At 60.6% G+C, this 14,707-nt stretch carries 15 protein-coding genes; 7 read left to right on the top strand and 8 right to left on the bottom strand.

Annotation, left to right across the window (positions count from 1 at the left end; all coding sequences use genetic code 11):
* The first annotated feature begins 12 nt into the window (after positions 1-12).
* Complete coding sequence (locus ACM6IT_RS22440; RefSeq protein WP_008050777.1) at positions 13-1,263, top strand: MFS transporter; 1,251 nt, start codon at positions 13-15, stop codon at positions 1,261-1,263.
* A gap of 6 nt (positions 1,264-1,269) precedes the next feature.
* Here ACM6IT_RS22440 and ACM6IT_RS22435 read toward each other — a convergent pair whose 3' ends face one another.
* Entirely contained in the window at positions 1,270-1,821 is a 552-nt protein-coding gene (locus ACM6IT_RS22435; protein ID WP_056728754.1) for a DJ-1 family glyoxalase III, read from the bottom strand.
* A gap of 68 nt (positions 1,822-1,889) precedes the next feature.
* Positions 1,890-2,336 (bottom strand): DUF4879 domain-containing protein, encoded by a 447-nt coding sequence (locus ACM6IT_RS22430; RefSeq protein ID WP_056728990.1) that lies wholly within the window; start codon positions 2,334-2,336, stop codon positions 1,890-1,892.
* 222 nt (positions 2,337-2,558) lie between these two features.
* Between ACM6IT_RS22430 and ACM6IT_RS22425 the strand changes: the two genes are divergently transcribed.
* On the top strand, positions 2,559-3,854 hold the full coding sequence (locus tag ACM6IT_RS22425; protein WP_056728755.1) for an NCS2 family permease: 1,296 nt from the start codon (positions 2,559-2,561) through the stop codon (positions 3,852-3,854).
* Positions 3,851-4,930 carry a tRNA (uridine(54)-C5)-methyltransferase TrmA gene (gene trmA, locus ACM6IT_RS22420; RefSeq protein ID WP_414918722.1) on the top strand — a complete coding sequence of 360 codons (1,080 nt, stop codon included), beginning with the start codon at positions 3,851-3,853 and terminating at the stop codon, positions 4,928-4,930. Before ACM6IT_RS22425 ends, trmA begins: the two co-directional genes overlap by 4 nt.
* Positions 4,931-4,983: 53 nt before the next feature.
* Here trmA and ACM6IT_RS22415 read toward each other — a convergent pair whose 3' ends face one another.
* Together ACM6IT_RS22415 and ACM6IT_RS22410 are read right to left on the bottom strand one after the other, a co-directional pair.
* A complete protein-coding gene (locus ACM6IT_RS22415) occupies positions 4,984-5,430 on the bottom strand; it encodes a DUF2442 domain-containing protein (RefSeq protein ID WP_414914852.1) in 447 nt (148 codons plus the stop codon).
* Complete coding sequence (locus ACM6IT_RS22410) at positions 5,427-5,855, bottom strand: DUF4160 domain-containing protein (RefSeq protein ID WP_414918721.1); 429 nt, start codon at positions 5,853-5,855, stop codon at positions 5,427-5,429. Before ACM6IT_RS22410 ends, ACM6IT_RS22415 begins: the two co-directional genes overlap by 4 nt.
* A gap of 226 nt (positions 5,856-6,081) precedes the next feature.
* Between ACM6IT_RS22410 and ACM6IT_RS22405 the strand changes: the two genes are divergently transcribed.
* From ACM6IT_RS22405 to ACM6IT_RS22395, 3 genes are all read left to right on the top strand, one after another.
* Positions 6,082-6,993, top strand: a complete 912-nt coding sequence (locus ACM6IT_RS22405; protein WP_414918720.1) for a LysR substrate-binding domain-containing protein — start codon at positions 6,082-6,084, stop codon at positions 6,991-6,993.
* Between the two features lie 140 nt (positions 6,994-7,133).
* The gene (gene aroQ / locus ACM6IT_RS22400) at positions 7,134-7,574 is read left to right on the top strand and encodes a type II 3-dehydroquinate dehydratase (protein ID WP_056728761.1); all 441 of its coding nucleotides are present in this window, start codon (positions 7,134-7,136) and stop codon (positions 7,572-7,574) included.
* A gap of 5 nt (positions 7,575-7,579) precedes the next feature.
* On the top strand, positions 7,580-8,434 hold the full coding sequence (locus ACM6IT_RS22395) for a shikimate dehydrogenase (RefSeq protein ID WP_414914850.1): 855 nt from the start codon (positions 7,580-7,582) through the stop codon (positions 8,432-8,434).
* Between the two features lie 36 nt (positions 8,435-8,470).
* Here the strand turns inward: ACM6IT_RS22395 and ACM6IT_RS22390 are convergent, their stop codons facing one another.
* Positions 8,471-9,148: a TetR family transcriptional regulator gene (locus tag ACM6IT_RS22390; protein ID WP_056728764.1), complete on the bottom strand. Its 678-nt coding sequence runs from the start codon at positions 9,146-9,148 to the stop codon at positions 8,471-8,473.
* A 102-nt stretch (positions 9,149-9,250) separates the two neighbouring features.
* Positions 9,251-11,152 (bottom strand): 3-dehydroshikimate dehydratase QuiC, encoded by a 1,902-nt coding sequence (quiC, locus tag ACM6IT_RS22385; RefSeq protein ID WP_414918719.1) that lies wholly within the window; start codon positions 11,150-11,152, stop codon positions 9,251-9,253.
* Between the two features lie 350 nt (positions 11,153-11,502).
* Between quiC and ACM6IT_RS22380 the strand changes: the two genes are divergently transcribed.
* Positions 11,503-12,840: an MFS transporter gene (locus ACM6IT_RS22380; protein ID WP_056728768.1), complete on the top strand. Its 1,338-nt coding sequence runs from the start codon at positions 11,503-11,505 to the stop codon at positions 12,838-12,840.
* A 63-nt stretch (positions 12,841-12,903) separates the two neighbouring features.
* On the opposite strand, the gene ACM6IT_RS22375 is transcribed toward ACM6IT_RS22380, so the two are convergent.
* Together ACM6IT_RS22375 and ACM6IT_RS22370 are read right to left on the bottom strand one after the other, a co-directional pair.
* Positions 12,904-13,782: a DMT family transporter gene (locus ACM6IT_RS22375; protein ID WP_008052441.1), complete on the bottom strand. Its 879-nt coding sequence runs from the start codon at positions 13,780-13,782 to the stop codon at positions 12,904-12,906.
* A 109-nt stretch (positions 13,783-13,891) separates the two neighbouring features.
* Positions 13,892-14,707, bottom strand: a complete 816-nt coding sequence (locus ACM6IT_RS22370) for a sugar phosphate isomerase/epimerase family protein (RefSeq protein ID WP_414918718.1) — start codon at positions 14,705-14,707, stop codon at positions 13,892-13,894.

Below are 14,707 nucleotides of genomic sequence, written 5' to 3'. Positions count from 1 at the left end.
ACTTCCCCGCAGATGCCCAGCCAAGAGCCCTTGCTGTTACGTCACCATCGCCCTTTTCTCGCGTTCTGGCTGGCACGGGTATTTACCGCCAGCGGCTTCCAGATGCTCACCGTGGCCATCGGCTGGAACCTGTACCAATTGACCGGCAACGTGCTCGACCTGGGTCTGGTCGGCCTGGTCGAGTTCGCCCCGCGCGTACTGTTCATGCTGCACACCGGGCACGTCGCCGACCGCTATGACAGGCGCAAGGTCGCGGCGATCTGCCAGTCCTTGCAGGCATTGATCGCCCTGTCGCTGGCCATCGGCAGCGCCACCGACCATGTCACCCGGGAAATGATCTTTATCCTGGCCTTCCTGCTCGGTGCGGCTCGCTCCTTTGAAATGCCCACCACCCAGGCCCTGCTGCCCAGTATCGTGCCCAGCGCGCTGTTTCCCCGCGCGGTCGCCGCCGCGCAATCGGCTCAGCAATCGGCCACCATCGTCGCCCCGGCCCTCGGCGGTTTGCTCTACGCCTTCGGCAGCGTCTGGGTGTATGGCCCGACGGTGCTGCTGTATGTCATCGCCTGTTCGCTGATGCTCAACCTGCCGGCCCGGCAAACCCCGCTCAACAAGGGCAAGGCCACTCTGGATTCGCTGCTGGCGGGTATTCGCTTCATCCGCAGTCGTCCGGACATTCTCGGGGCGATCTCCCTCGATCTGTTTGCGGTGCTATTAGGTGGCGCCACGGCGCTGCTGCCGGTGTTCGCCAAGGACATTCTGCTGACCGGCCCGTGGGGGCTGGGCCTGCTGCGCTCGGCACCGGCGGTGGGCGCGCTGCTGATGTCGCTGTTCCTGGCGCGGTTTGCCGTGGAACGCAACGTCGGGCGGGTGATGTTCACTGCCGTAGGCATCTTCGGCGTGGCAACCATCGCCTTCGGCCTGTCGACCTCGTTCTGGTTTTCCCTGGCGGTGTTGGTGGTGCTGGGCGCGGCAGACATGATCAGCATGGTGATCCGCGCCTCGTTCGTTCAACTGGAAACACCGGACGAAATGCGTGGCCGGGTCAGCGCCGTCAATGGTCTGTTCATCGGTGCCTCGAACCAGTTGGGCGAATTCGAATCGGGCCTGACCGCCCACTGGTTCGGCACTGTGCCAGCGGTGGTCATGGGCGGGATCGGTACGCTGGTGGTGACCGGGGTGTGGGTCAAACTGTTCCCGACTCTGGCGAGCCGCGATCGCATGCACGTGGCTAAAGATGAAGAGAAGGAAGAGGCGAAAGTCTGACGCTCTCTAAACGAGCAACTCCCCCTCCACCGCCGTACGTATGGCTTTACCGCAGAGTTGCTCTACCAGCGCCAGGGCAAATGCCAATGCGGCAGCCGAGCCCTGGGCCGTGATGCAATTGCCGTCGACCACCACCGGTTGATCGACAAAGGTACAACCGGACAGTTGATGGCTGGCTGTGGGCAGGCAGGTCATGCGCCGTTGACGCAATACGCCAAAGGCCTGCAGTGCCACGGCGGGCGCTTCGGCGATGCCGGCGAACAGGCGACCGGCCGCCGCCTGATCCTTGATTAATTGCTGCAGGGGCTGGTGTGCTGCCAGGTGCTGCGAACCCACCGCACCACCGGGTAAGGCAATCAGGTCGAAGGGTTGTGCCAGCAAATCCACCAGCATCGCATCGGACGTCAGGCGAGTGCCCCGGGCGCAGGTGAGCATGCGCCGCCCTTCGATACTGGCCACCACCACTTCTATCTTGGCACGGCGCAGTACGTCGATCAGGGTCACGGTTTGCAGGTCGTCGGTGCCCTCGGCGAGGGCAATCAAGGCTCTAAAGGTCATCAGGTGCTGTCCACGGAATGATCATTTAAGCGTAGTCAGCTTTCCCGCCCCGTGTTCGAGACCTGTGGTTACTTGATGTAAAGCTGCGTCGACATCGTGTTTCCGGGCGCGTTGATCGAGGTATCGCTGAAGGTCAGCGTGCCTTCCTGCTTGCCCGCCAGATCGAGGGCATACAAATAGCCGACGGTTTTTTCCCCGGCGGTGCAACTGGTCAGGTTGCCGTTCTTGAACGCGCAAACCGCTGTCCGTGTGCCGTTCACGTCGAAACCGTCGAGGGCGACATGGGCCTCACGCCCGTAACCCACTTCCAGCACGTACACCATGATGTTCGGGCCATTGTGATCGCAGCGCGTCCGGGTTTGCCCTTCGTCGATGTTCTCGACACCACAGGACGGCGACGCGACCTTAAGCACTTTCAATTGCGTCAGCGGTGGCGCCGAGGCCGCCACGGCCATTTGGACCCCAAGAATCAATGCCATCCATGCACCGGAGGCGGCAACCAGACACTTTTTCATGCAGGACCCATCCCCCCAAAAAAACCAGCGCGCAGTATGGCGCACTTGGCCTTGTCGCAAAACATCGACGACGATCACCGCCAAAGCAGCCATATTCCCAAGCTACTGGTATGATGCGCGGCTTTTTCCGGCCCACAGTAATTTCCAGGCGCGTTCTGCTGCCTGTGCTTTGCTGTTGAGGTCGATACATTCACGGCGCCCGGCGCGCCACGGGGAGCAGACATGCTGGAAAGGCTGTTTCAACTCAAGGCACACAACACCAACGTGCGGACCGAGATTCTGGCGGGCGTCACGACCTTTTTGGCCATGGCCTACATTCTGTTCGTCAACCCGAGCATTCTCGGCGAGACCGGTATGGACAAGGGCGCGGTGTTCGTCGCCACCTGCCTGGCCGCCGCCATCGGCTCGACGACCATGGGCCTGATCGCCAACTACCCGATCGCCCTCGCACCGGGTATGGGCCTTAACGCCTTCTTCACCTACACCGTGGTCCTGCACATGGGTCACACCTGGCAAGTGGCGCTGGGTGCGGTGTTCATCTCGGCGGTGTGCTTCTTCCTGCTGTCGATCTTCCGCATCCGTGAATGGATCATCAACAGCATCCCGCTGCCGCTGCGCTCGGCGATTGCCGCCGGTATCGGTCTGTTCCTGGCGTTGATCGCCCTGCACAACGCCGGCATCGTGGTCAGCAACCCGGCGACCATGGTCGGCCTCGGTGACCTGAAACAACCGGCTCCGATCCTCGCTACCCTCGGTTTTGCCCTGATCGTCGCCCTCGAAGCCCTTGCCGTACGCGGCGCGGTGCTGATCGGCATTCTGGTGGTGACCATCATTTCCATCGTGATGGGCTTCACCCCGTTCGGCGGCGTGATGTCGATGCCACCGTCCCTGGCCCCGACCTTCCTGCAACTGGACATCAAGGGTGCGCTGGACATAGGTCTGGTCAGCGTGATCTTCGCCTTCCTGTTCGTCGATCTGTTCGACAACTCCGGCACCCTGATCGGTGTAGCCAAGCGCGCCGGCCTGATGGGCAAGGACGGCCATATGCCTAAAATGGGCCGCGCGCTGATCGCTGACAGCACCGCCGCCATGGCCGGTTCCCTGCTGGGCACCTCGACCACCACCAGCTACATCGAATCCGCCGCGGGCGTAAGTGCCGGCGGCCGCACCGGCCTGACTGCCGTCGTGGTGGCGATCCTGTTCCTGCTGGCGCTGTTCTTCTCGCCACTGGCCGCCAGCGTTCCGGCCTTCGCCACCGCACCGGCACTGCTGTTCGTCGCCGTGCTGATGACATCCGGCCTGGCCGAAATAGACTGGGACGACATTACCGTCGCCGCGCCGGTGGTGATCACCGCGCTGGCAATGCCGTTCACTTACTCCATCGCCAATGGCATCGCCTTCGGTTTCATTTCCTGGACCGCCATCAAGCTGATGTCCGGTCGCGGCCGTGAGCTGAACCCGGCGCTGGTGATCCTGTCGATTCTGTTCGTGATCAAGCTGGGTTGGTTCAACGCATGACTTTTGATTCCCAGGCCTACGCCGTTCAGCTCGAAGAAAAGATCACGCGCTTGCGTGACCTGCTGGCCCCGTTCGATGCACCGGAGCCAGCCGTATTCGATTCGCCGCTGAAAAACTTTCGCCTGCGCGCCGAGTTTCGCCTGTGGCGTGAAGCCGGCGAGCGTCACTACGCGATGTTTTCCCAGGAAGACAAACGCACGCCGATCCTGATCGAAGAGTTCCCGATTGCCAGCCTGCGCATCAATGAATTGATGCCCAAGCTCAAGGCAGCGTGGCAAGCCAGTGCGCCCCTGAGCCACAAGCTGTTCCAGGTGGAGTTCCTGACCACCCTGGCCGGCGACGCGATGATCACCCTGTGCTATCACCGCCCGCTGGACGAGCACTGGCATGCGGCGGCGTCGAAACTGGCGGCGGACCTGAACGTCAGCATCATCGGCCGTTCCAAGGGCAAGCGCGAAGTCATCGGTCACGATTACGTGGTCGAGAAGCTGGAAGTCGGCGGCCGCACCTTCAGCTATCGCCAGCCCGAAGGTGCATTCACCCAGCCCAACGGCACGGTGAACCAGAAGATGCTCAACTGGGCATACGACGCGCTTGGCGATCGCAGCGACGACTTACTGGAACTGTATTGCGGCAACGGCAACTTCACCCTGCCCCTCGCCACCCGCGTGCGCAAAGTGCTGGCCACCGAAATCAGCAAGACCTCGGTCAACGCGGCCTTGAGCAACCTCAGCGAAAACGCGGTGGATAACGTCACCCTGGTGCGCTTGTCCGCCGAAGAGCTGACCGAAGCCCTGAACGAAGTGCGTCCGTTCCGCCGCCTGCACGGCATCGACCTCAAGAGCTACGAGTTCGGCAGCGTGTTCGTCGACCCGCCCCGCGCCGGCATGGACCCGGACACCTGCGAGCTGACCCGGCGCTTCGACAACATCCTGTACATCTCCTGCAACCCGGAGACCCTGGCAGCCAACATCGCCCAACTGCACGACACCCACCGCATCACCCGATGCGCGATGTTCGACCAGTTCCCGTGGACTCATCACATGGAATCCGGGGTGATGCTGACCCGGCGTTGATGCTCCTGCCAGGTACAAAAAAGCCGTCTTCACGACGGCTTTTTTGTGGGTACCTACAAGACAACATCGACCTTGCGCGGGCGCCCGCCCTTCCTGCCATTGGCCCGCGCGGCTTCAGACTTTGCAGCGCTGCTCTGGCGACCATTGCGCGAAGCGACGACCGAGGCCGCCATGGCCATCAGCGGCTTGCTCGCTGAAATCATCCCGGCGATCGATACATGCAGGTCCTTGCCTTCATGGCATAGGGCAGTACCCGCATAGCCGACAGTCAGACTGGCGAAGTCCCCGCCCTCAAAATCATCGAACTCCGGATAGTTGGCCACGGGCAACAATACGCCGCTGCCGTCTTCGAAGCTGACAGCCAGGCAGGGGGGCTGGTAGGTAACCGCTGTCGCCTGCAGGCTATTTTTTCTACGTAATTCGCCACGTTCAATGGCTTTGTCCAGGCTACTTTCCGTTACGGGATTATCGGCCTGAACCTTGGCTTTTATCGTTTTCATAACTCGATCTCCACACCTTCCTGTGTGCCTATCAGGGACAGCAACGTCTTGTCCGATTCGGGTTCGTAGCAAGCCGATCCAATCATGTTGGTGGTACTGACAACCCTTTTCACCACAACGACTTCGTTGCTTTGCCAGTCCCACAATTGATTATCAAGACAGGCCGTTTGTAACTTTCGCCACCAGATGCCCCGGGCGCGCCGCAAATGGGCAGGTTGCTGGAGCGATTGGCGCAATCCCTCAAGCACCGCCAACGGTGGCCGACGCGAAAGCGGAACTACATCCCAGAGCTCGACACCGTTGTGCCAAAAGCAGAACCTGAATCTCGCACTCCACGTACCGGCCTCCACATGCGCATGAGGCGGACAATGCTCGTCTCGCAACATGATCACTACCGACAGTCCTTTGTAATTGCATACCTTCATGCTAACCCATCCGTTAGGTTAATGAATCCGAGGATTCGACATTCTCTGGAAAATCCGACCGTTGGCAATGGCCGTCGAATCACTTCTTCCGTCCTCAGACTAGTGTCCTGCCGTTACCCAGCCCTGCGGAACACCGCGCGCAATGGTAAGAAATCCTTTCATTACGGCGCTGGCACCTGATAAATACTGATCAAGCCCCTTCATCTGATCCCCGGTGTAATCAATCATGCAGCGACAATTCGACGATCTTCAGTTGGGCAGCATTGAGCTGTTTTGCCTGGCCGCCGAGGCCGGCAGTTTTACTGCCGCGGCGCTGGTGGCGGGTGTCACCCCAGCGGCCGTGAGCCGTTCGGTGTCGCGCATGGAGGAACGCCTGGGCGTGCGCCTGTTCGCGCGCACCACCCGCAGCGTGAAGCTGACCGACAGTGGCCGCCGCTATTACGAGGAGTGCCGCCTGGCCCTGGCGCAACTGATCGAGGCCCAGCGCGAGGTGATGGGCCAGCAACAAGTGCCGTCCGGTACCTTGCGCATCAGTATTCCGACCACCTACGCGCATCATCGAATCCTGCCTTTGCTGCCCGAATTTCGGGCGCGTTATCCGGCGGTGAAGGTCGAATCGCACATCAGCAATCGCAACATCGATTTCGTCGGCGAAGGCTACGACATGGCAATTCGCGTGCGAGCCATCCCGGATTCCGGCCTGATCGCCCGCCCGCTGGAAGATGCCGCCCTGGTGATGATCGCCAGCCCTGACTACCTGAAACGGGCCGGCACTCCACAAACCCTCGACGACCTCGAACACCACGAGTGCATTCAATACGAATTGCCCAGCAGCGGTCGGCGCATTGCCTGGTTGTTCAACGATGAGGGCGTGCCCCGGGAGATTCTGGCCGAGGGCAGCCTCAGTTGCTCTGACGATGTATTGGGTGGCGTCACCTTGGCCAAACACGGGGCGGGGTTGTTTCAGACCTATCGTTTTATCGTGGAAAAGGAACTGGCCGACGGCTCGCTGGTGGAGGTACTCAAGCCCTATGGCGGGCGTTCGCGGCCGTTTACCTTGCTGTACCCGCAAAGTCGCCATGTACCGCTGCGCTTGAGGGCGTTCATTGATTTTCTGGTGGAGCATTTGCCGCGCTGAACAGCGAAAGTGTCCGATCACCGCCCACAACCCGCCGGCGTGCCCTCACTCCAATTGACCAAATTAACTAGTTAGTACAATTTATCTCCACAGGCCGAAATTCTCGGCCGATTCCAAAAATAATAAGCGGAGAGATTGCGATGTCCCCTATCGTTCTGGTGCTCAACGGCCCGAACCTGAACCTGCTCGGCACCCGTGAACCGGCGACTTACGGCCACGAAACCCTGGCAGACGTTTCGGCCCTGTGCGCACGTAGCGCCGAAGAGTTCGGCCTGGCAGTGGAGTTTCGCCAAACCAACCATGAAGGCGAATTGCTCGACTGGATTCACGCCGCCCGCGGTCGCTGTGCCGGGATCATCATCAATCCTGCCGCGTGGACCCACACCTCGGTCGCCATCCGCGACGCCCTGGTCGCCAGCGAACTGCCGGTGATCGAAGTCCACCTGTCCAACGTCCACGCCCGCGAACCCTTCCGCCACCACTCGTTCGTATCCGCCATTGCAACGGCGGTGATGGCCGGTTTTGGCAGTCATGGCTATCGCCTGGCGCTGGAACACTTCAGTCATCGTTTGAAGGGGTGATCGCCGTGACTCAGAACCACGTGATACTCGCCGGGCTGATTGGCGCCGGCATCCAGGCTTCCCGCACACCAGCCATGCACGAGCATGAAGGCGATGCCCAGGGGCTGCGCTACCTGTATCGCCTGATTGATCTTGATCAGTTGAAGCTCGACAGCAACGCCCTGCCCGACCTGTTGATGGCTGCCGAGCGCATGAACTACACCGGGCTGAACATCACCTTTCCATGCAAGCAGGCGATCATCCCGCTGCTCGACGAACTCTCGCCGCAGGCCCGCGGTATCGGTGCGGTCAACACGGTAGTGCTCAAGGATGGCAAACGCATTGGCCACAACACCGATTGCCTGGGCTTTGCCGAAGGTTTTCGTCGGGGCTTGAAGGGTGTTGCCGTTGAACGTGTCGTACAGATGGGCGCCGGTGGCGCAGGTGCGGCGGTGGCCCACGCGTTGTTGAGCGAGGGCGTACAACAGCTGAGCATTTTTGACGTGGACATCCGCCGCGCCCAGGATCTGGCTGACAATCTCAATCAGCATTTCGGCGTCGCTCGAGCGGTGGCCGGGTATGACCTGGCCAAGGCCATGGCCCAGGCTGATGGCCTGGTGAACACCACGCCGATGGGCATGAAAAAGCTGCCGGGCATGCCAGTGCCGGTAGAGTTGCTGCGAGCCGAACTGTGGGTAGCGGAGATCGTCTACTTCCCGCTGGAAACCGAACTGCTGCGCAACGCCCGCGCCCTTGGTTGCCGGACGCTGGACGGCGGCAACATGGCGGTGTTTCAGGCAGTGAAGGCGTTCGAGTTGTTCAGCGGCGTGGTGCCGGATGCCCAGCGGATGCTTGAGCATTTCCAGAGCATGAATGACTGAATGAGTGAAGTGAGGGGGCAACCCCCTCACCTCGCCTCAGGCTTGCAGGTACCGCAGAACCGACTCGCAAATCATCTCCCGATGACGCTGCTTGATGTGTTCGTCCGGCAGGTCGATCTGAAAAATCTCACCAAAGGTGTGGCGGTTCGAGACGCGATAGAAGCAGAACGAACTGATCAGCAGATGCACATCCAGCGGATCAAGACCGGTACGGAACACCCCCTGCTCGGCGCCGCGACGCAGAATCTCGCCCAGTGAGTCGAGGATGGTGTTGTTCATCGCCTTGATCGCATCGGAGCGCTTCACATACTCGGCGTTGTGAATGTTCTCGATGCTGACGATGCGCACGAAATCGACGTTGCGATCATGGTGATCGAAGGTGAACTCCACCAGCCGCCGAATGGCTTCGACCGGCGCCAGTTCTGCCAGGTGCAGGCGATTTTCAGTGTTGCGGATATCGCCGTAGAGTTTCTCCAGCACCTCGACGTAGAGCTGCTCCTTACTGCCGAAGTAGTAATAGATCATGCGCTTGGAGGTGTGGATGCGCTCGGCGATGGCATCGACACGAGCCCCGGAAAGCCCCTGCTGGACGAATTCGACAATCGCCTCCTGCAGGATGTTTTCGCGGGTCTTTTCCGGGTTGTTCTTGCGACTCTTGCGCGGCTCGGCACCAGGTTCTACGGAGGCTGCGGGGAGTTCTGAAGTCATTGTCATTGCGGGCTCACGGCCATCACTGCACAGGCTGGCGATTATGGGCCGCGCGGCACGGTGAAGGAAGCCGCGCGGCCCACGTTTAATCCCGCGTTTACGAATTACCTACAACTTCGCCTGGCGCAATGCGCCGCTACGGGATTTGGCCATGGCCGCCAGGCGCACCGCGACGTTGGCCGCGCCGTAGCCGGCATAACCGTTTTTACGCTGGATGATCTCGAAGAAGAAGCGCCCTTCGAACGGCTCGGTGTACACATGAAACAGCTCACCGCCCTGGGCGTCGCGGTCGTACAACACATTGTAGTAGGCCAGTTCGCTGAGGAACTCGTCGTCGAAATCGAACCGCGCCGCCAGATCATCGTAGTAGTTGAGCGGGATATCCAGCAGCGGCACGCCTGCCTCTTTTGCACGGCTGACCTGGGCAAAGATGTCATCACAATCAAACGCGATGTGATGCACGCCAGAGCCGCGATAACTCGACAGCGCGTGTGAGATTGCGGTGTTGCGGTTCTCGGAAATGTTCAGTGGCAGACGGATCGAACTGTCCCGGCTGCGCAAGGCACGGCTCTTCACCAGACCATAAGGATCCGGCAGCACGACTTCATCGTCGGCCTCAAAATCCAGCAGGCTCTTATAGAACAGCACCCAGCTGTCGAGGCTGTCGGCCGGCAGCGCCATGGCCATGTGGTCGATGCGCTTGAGGCCACCACTGACCGGCGCATCCGCCAGCAGATTGAAGTCTGTGCCGTAGACGTCGGCATCCTGGTCCACCAGATAGATCAGGCTGCCATCCGGCGCACGCACCGCCGCCAGTTCCAGTTCATTGGGGCCGACCAGCCCGCGATAGGGCTGGCCCTTGTAGGCCACGGCACGGGCCAGCGCGCTGGCACTGTCCTTGACCCGCACGGCGGTGGCGCACAACGAAGGGCCGTGGGCCTCGAAGAAACTGTGACCGAACGAGTAAGGCTCGGAGTTGAGGATCAGGTTGATATCGCCCTGACGCATCAAGCTAACGCTCTTGGAACGATGCTGTCCGGCCTTGACGAAACCCAGTCGCTCCAGCCAATGGGCGAGCTTGGCGCCGAGGCTTTCGTCCACGGCAAACTCCAGGAACTCAATGCCGTTGTACTCGCTGGCCTTGGGCGTTTCGAACAAAATCCCGGCGTTGGCCGCGGGCTTGGCTTCCTGCGCCAGGCGCTCGCGGGTTTTCTCTTCCAGGTACAGCAACGAACGCAAGCCGTCGGCGGCGTTGGCCCGTGGTGGTGCGGCGCGGAAACCGTCGTTGAAGATTTCCAGCGACAGCGGTCCGGTGTAGCCGCTCTTGATGATCGGCGCGAGGAACCCCGGCAAATCGAATTCACCCTGGCCCGGGAAGCAGCGAAAATGCCGGCTCCACTCCAGCACGTCCATGGCCAGGATCGGCGCGTCAGCCATTTGCACGAAGAAAATCTTGTCGCCGGGAATCTCGGCGATAGCACTTGGATTGCCCTTGAGCGACAGGGTGTGAAAGCTGTCCAGCAACACGCCGAGGCTTGGGTGATCAGCCTGACGCACGATGCTCCACACCTGTTGCCAAGTGTTCACATGCCGGCCCCAGGCCAGCGCTTCGTAACCGATGCGCAGGCCACGTGCCCCGGCGTGCTCAGCCAGCAGTCGCAAGTCATCGACCAGAATCTGCTCATCACCGATGGACTCGGCCGAGGCGTTGCTGCACACCAGCACCAGGTCAGTGCCCAGCTCCTGCATCAGGTCGAACTTGCGCTCGGCGCGTTCCAGGTTGCGCGACAGGCGATCGCGGCGGCAACCTTCGAAATCGCGGAACGGTTGAAACAGGGTGATGGCGATCCCGAGATCGGCGCACATCTGTTTAATTTCCCGCGGACTACCGTCGTAGTAGAGAAGGTCGTTCTCGAAAATCTCGACGCCGTCGAAACCGGCGGCGGCAATGGCTTCGAGTTTTTCCGGCAGGGTACCGCTCAAGGATACGGTGGCAATGGAACGCTGCATGTTTTCGGCTCCCGGTGGAGGCAATCTTGTTAGGGGCGTTGCACGCTTGTGTAGGAGCTGCCGAAGGCTGCGATCTTTTGATGTTGATCGAGGAAAAGATCGCAGCCTTCGGCAGCTCCTACGTGGGTAGCGTTTGTCTTGCGAGAATTATTGGGCCGACAGACTTACACAGCAATTTAAAGTGTACTACCCAGTTAGTTTTGTGTTCGATTATCGAACAAAATGGTGATTGGCGAATTGACGATTTTTTGTCCACTGCCCAACATCGTCCTCACATTAAGTCCGGACACGCAGCACCGGCCGCGATGTCCAAAACACCAAATAACAAATTCAAAAAACGGGTGGTACAGATGATTCCTTCCCAAAGCTCACGCATGGCTCCGGCCATGAACACCACTGCCGGTGGCATCGGCGACAAAATCCGCGGCGCCATGGCGGTCGGCAAAACCCGTTGGGGAATGCTGGCATTGGTATTTTTCGCCACCACCCTGAACTACATCGACCGCGCCGCCCTGGGCGTGATGCAGCCTATCCTGGCCAAGGAAATGAGCTGGACGGCGATGGACTACGCCAACATCAACTTCTGGTTCCAGGTCGGTTACGCCATCGGCTTCGTGCTGCAAGGCCGCCTGATCGACCGGGTTGGCGTCAAGCGTGTGTTCTTCTGCGCGGTACTGCTCTGGAGCCTGGCAACCGGCGCCCACGGCCTGGCCACTTCGGCGGTCGGCTTCATGGTTTGCCGATTTATCCTCGGCCTGACCGAAGCGGCCAACTACCCGGCCTGCGTGAAAACCACGCGCTTGTGGTTCCCGGCCGGCGAGCGCGCCGTGGCCACCGGCATTTTCAACGCCGGCACCAACGTCGGTGCGATGTTCACCCCGATGCTGCTGCCGCTGATCCTGCACGTCTGGGGCTGGCAGGCCGCGTTCCTGTGCATGTCGGCACTGGGCGGGATCTGGTTGCTGTTCTGGGGCCTGAAGTACTTCAACCCGGAAGATCACCCAAGCGTCAAACAGTCGGAGCTGGACTACATCCAGAACGAAGTCGAACCGGAACAAACCCGCGTACCGTTCTCGAAAATCCTGCGCATGCGTGGTACCTGGGCCTTCGCCCTCGCCTACTCGATCACCGCGCCGGTGTTCTGGTTCTACCTGTATTGGCTGCCGCCGTTCCTCAACCAGCAATACAACCTGGGCATCAACGTCACCCAGATGGGTATCCCGCTGATCATCATCTACCTCACTGCCGACTTCGGTAGCGTTGGCGGCGGCATTCTCTCTTCGTTCCTGATCGGTCGCGGCGTCAACCCGATCAAGGCGCGACTGATGTCCATGTTCCTGTTCGCCTGCTGCATCATCGGCGTGATCATGGCGGCCGGTTCCAGCAATCTGTGGGTCGCGGTGGCCGCCATCTCCCTGGCCATCGGCGCGCACCAGGCCTGGACCGCGAACATCTGGAGCCTGGTGATGGACTACACGCCCAAGCACATGATGAGTACGGTGTTCGGCTTCGGCGGCATGTGTGCGGCGATTGGCGGGATGTTCATGACCCAACTGGTCGGCCACATCCTGACCATCACCAACAACAATTACACCGTGCTGTTCACCATGATTCCAGCGATGTACTTCATTGCGCTGACCTGGATGTACTTCATGGCACCGCGCAAGATTCCGAAAGTAGAAGACTGATGTTCCCTCGGCGCAGGCCCGATCTCGGGTCTGCGCTTTTTTTTGCCTGCGTTTTGCCGCCGCTTAGCGGCGGCTTTGCTGCCAGGCCGCCGCCAACCCGCTGCAGCAGATCACGGCAATGCCGAGCACGGTGGTCAGTGTCGGCGTGTGGGAAAACAGCAGCCAGCCCAAGAGGCCGGCGAAGATGATCTGGCAATAGCTGAACGGCGCCAGCAGTGCCGGTGCCGCGAGACGGAAAGCCTGGGTCAGGAACAGGTGAGCCGTCATCCCGCAGGCCCCCAGCGCCAGCATCATCGCGCCATGCACCAGGTTCGGCGTCTGCCAGAAGAACGGCACCAGCGCACTCATCACCAGCGTGTTGCACAGGCCTGCGAAAAAGTTGCTGGTGGTCGGGCTGTCGATCTCGCTGAGCTTGCGCGTCAGCAGTTGATAGAAGCAGAAAAACAGCGCCGAGCAGAACGGCAGCAACACCGCTGGGGTAAACAGATCGCCCCCGGGGTGAACGATGATCAGCACCCCGCTGAAACCGAAAATCACCGCCAGCCATTGTCCCCGCGTCACCCGCTCGCCAAGCAGCGGTACCGACAGCGCGGTGACCAATACCGGAGCCAGGAAGTTGACCGACGTGGCCTCGGCCAACGGGATGTACATCAGCCCCGTGGTGAAAAACAGACTGGTGCCCAACAGGCACAGCGCCCGGATCACCTGCAGTAATGGCCGTTTGGTACGCAGCACCCGCAGCCCGGACTGCGGCAGGAAAATCCCGGCCATCAACAACGTGTGAACCACGTAGCGCGCCCAGACCACCATGACGATGGGATAGAAACCGGAGAGGTATTTGGAAAAGGCATCGTGGCTGGAAAACAGGAAGGTTGCGACAACGATCAGCAGGATCCCTTTGAAGGGCTGATTGACGCCGGAAAGCGGGGTGCTGACGGTCATGGGGTTTCCTTACTTGAAGTCAAAACATCGCAGGCAAGCGACGCTTCCACACAGTCAGCCTAGAGCATGTGGAAGGCGTCGCCTGCCCGCGATCAATACACAGCAGCGCTTACAACCACGCCAACAATTCCCGGGTTTTATCCAGCGCCATCTGCGCCCGGTCCAATCCACTCACGCCCTGCTCCAGCAACTGTACGGTGGGAATCTCCAGGCTCAATGGAATGTCAGCCGGCAAACCGCGCAACAACCCTTGCAGGTCACAATCGCCGTCACCAGGGAAACGCCGTTCGTTACGCGCCTGACGCAAGATCTCCGCCATGTCGGCTGGTCGCGGTCCTGCGACGTCACACAACTGTGCATACCGTAACCGTGAGGGGGCAACTTTGACCAGTTCTTCCAGCCGCGATCCAGAGCGGTCGAAGTGAAAGGCGTCGACCAATACGCCGCCGTTTTCACGCCCGGCGTTTTCCACGATCCGCGTGGCTTGTTGAAGATTGCGCGCATCGGTCCAGGGCATGAACTCCAGATGCGGGTGCAGCCCATAGGTTGCCGCCAGATCACAGAGCTCGGCAAAACGCTCCGTCAGCCGCTGTTCGTCAGGATCGTTGCCGGCTACCAACAACTCACTGGCGCCGAACTCGGCACCCACCGCGAGGATTTTTTCGAAATCGGCGACGACTGTTTCCGGCTTGAGCCGCAGGATTTCGACGTCCAGCACCCGAATACCGGTATCGCGCAGACGCGCCAGGGTCTGGCGCCGCAATTCGTGGTCGGCCACCAGGGCAAAATGGTGCTCCTCCGGGGTCGCCGGTACCAGACGCAAGCCGACATGGCTGTAGCCGGCCCGCGCGGCGACCTCGACCATGTCGGGCGGTGACAACTCCAGCACGGTCAGGCTGGCCAGGGAGAAGATGCGCTCGCTCAT

Origin of the sequence: Pseudomonas sp. IT-P4, assembly GCF_949767755.1 — a bacterium.
GTDB classification, from domain to species: Bacteria; Pseudomonadota; Gammaproteobacteria; order Pseudomonadales; family Pseudomonadaceae; genus Aquipseudomonas; species Aquipseudomonas monachiensis.
The sequence above is the reverse complement of the archived record's forward strand: the minus strand, read 5'-3'. Positions and strand labels throughout refer to the sequence as shown.

Coding starts and splice junctions, on each gene's coding strand:
- ACM6IT_RS22440 (WP_008050777.1), top strand. CDS start 13: ATGCCCAGCCAAGAGCCCTTGCTGTTACGTCACCATCGCCCTTTTCTC.
- ACM6IT_RS22435 (WP_056728754.1), bottom strand. CDS start 1,821: ATGACCTTTAGAGCCTTGATTGCCCTCGCCGAGGGCACCGACGACCTG.
- ACM6IT_RS22430 (WP_056728990.1), bottom strand. CDS start 2,336: ATGAAAAAGTGTCTGGTTGCCGCCTCCGGTGCATGGATGGCATTGATT.
- ACM6IT_RS22425 (WP_056728755.1), top strand. CDS start 2,559: ATGCTGGAAAGGCTGTTTCAACTCAAGGCACACAACACCAACGTGCGG.
- trmA (WP_414918722.1), top strand. CDS start 3,851: ATGACTTTTGATTCCCAGGCCTACGCCGTTCAGCTCGAAGAAAAGATC.
- ACM6IT_RS22415 (WP_414914852.1), bottom strand. CDS start 5,430: ATGAAAACGATAAAAGCCAAGGTTCAGGCCGATAATCCCGTAACGGAA.
- ACM6IT_RS22410 (WP_414918721.1), bottom strand. CDS start 5,855: ATGAAGGTATGCAATTACAAAGGACTGTCGGTAGTGATCATGTTGCGA.
- ACM6IT_RS22405 (WP_414918720.1), top strand. CDS start 6,082: ATGCAGCGACAATTCGACGATCTTCAGTTGGGCAGCATTGAGCTGTTT.
- aroQ (WP_056728761.1), top strand. CDS start 7,134: ATGTCCCCTATCGTTCTGGTGCTCAACGGCCCGAACCTGAACCTGCTC.
- ACM6IT_RS22390 (WP_056728764.1), bottom strand. CDS start 9,148: ATGACAATGACTTCAGAACTCCCCGCAGCCTCCGTAGAACCTGGTGCC.
- quiC (WP_414918719.1), bottom strand. CDS start 11,152: ATGCAGCGTTCCATTGCCACCGTATCCTTGAGCGGTACCCTGCCGGAA.
- ACM6IT_RS22380 (WP_056728768.1), top strand. CDS start 11,503: ATGATTCCTTCCCAAAGCTCACGCATGGCTCCGGCCATGAACACCACT.
- ACM6IT_RS22375 (WP_008052441.1), bottom strand. CDS start 13,782: ATGACCGTCAGCACCCCGCTTTCCGGCGTCAATCAGCCCTTCAAAGGG.
- ACM6IT_RS22370 (WP_414918718.1), bottom strand. CDS start 14,707: ATGAGCGAGCGCATCTTCTCCCTGGCCAGCCTGACCGTGCTGGAGTTG.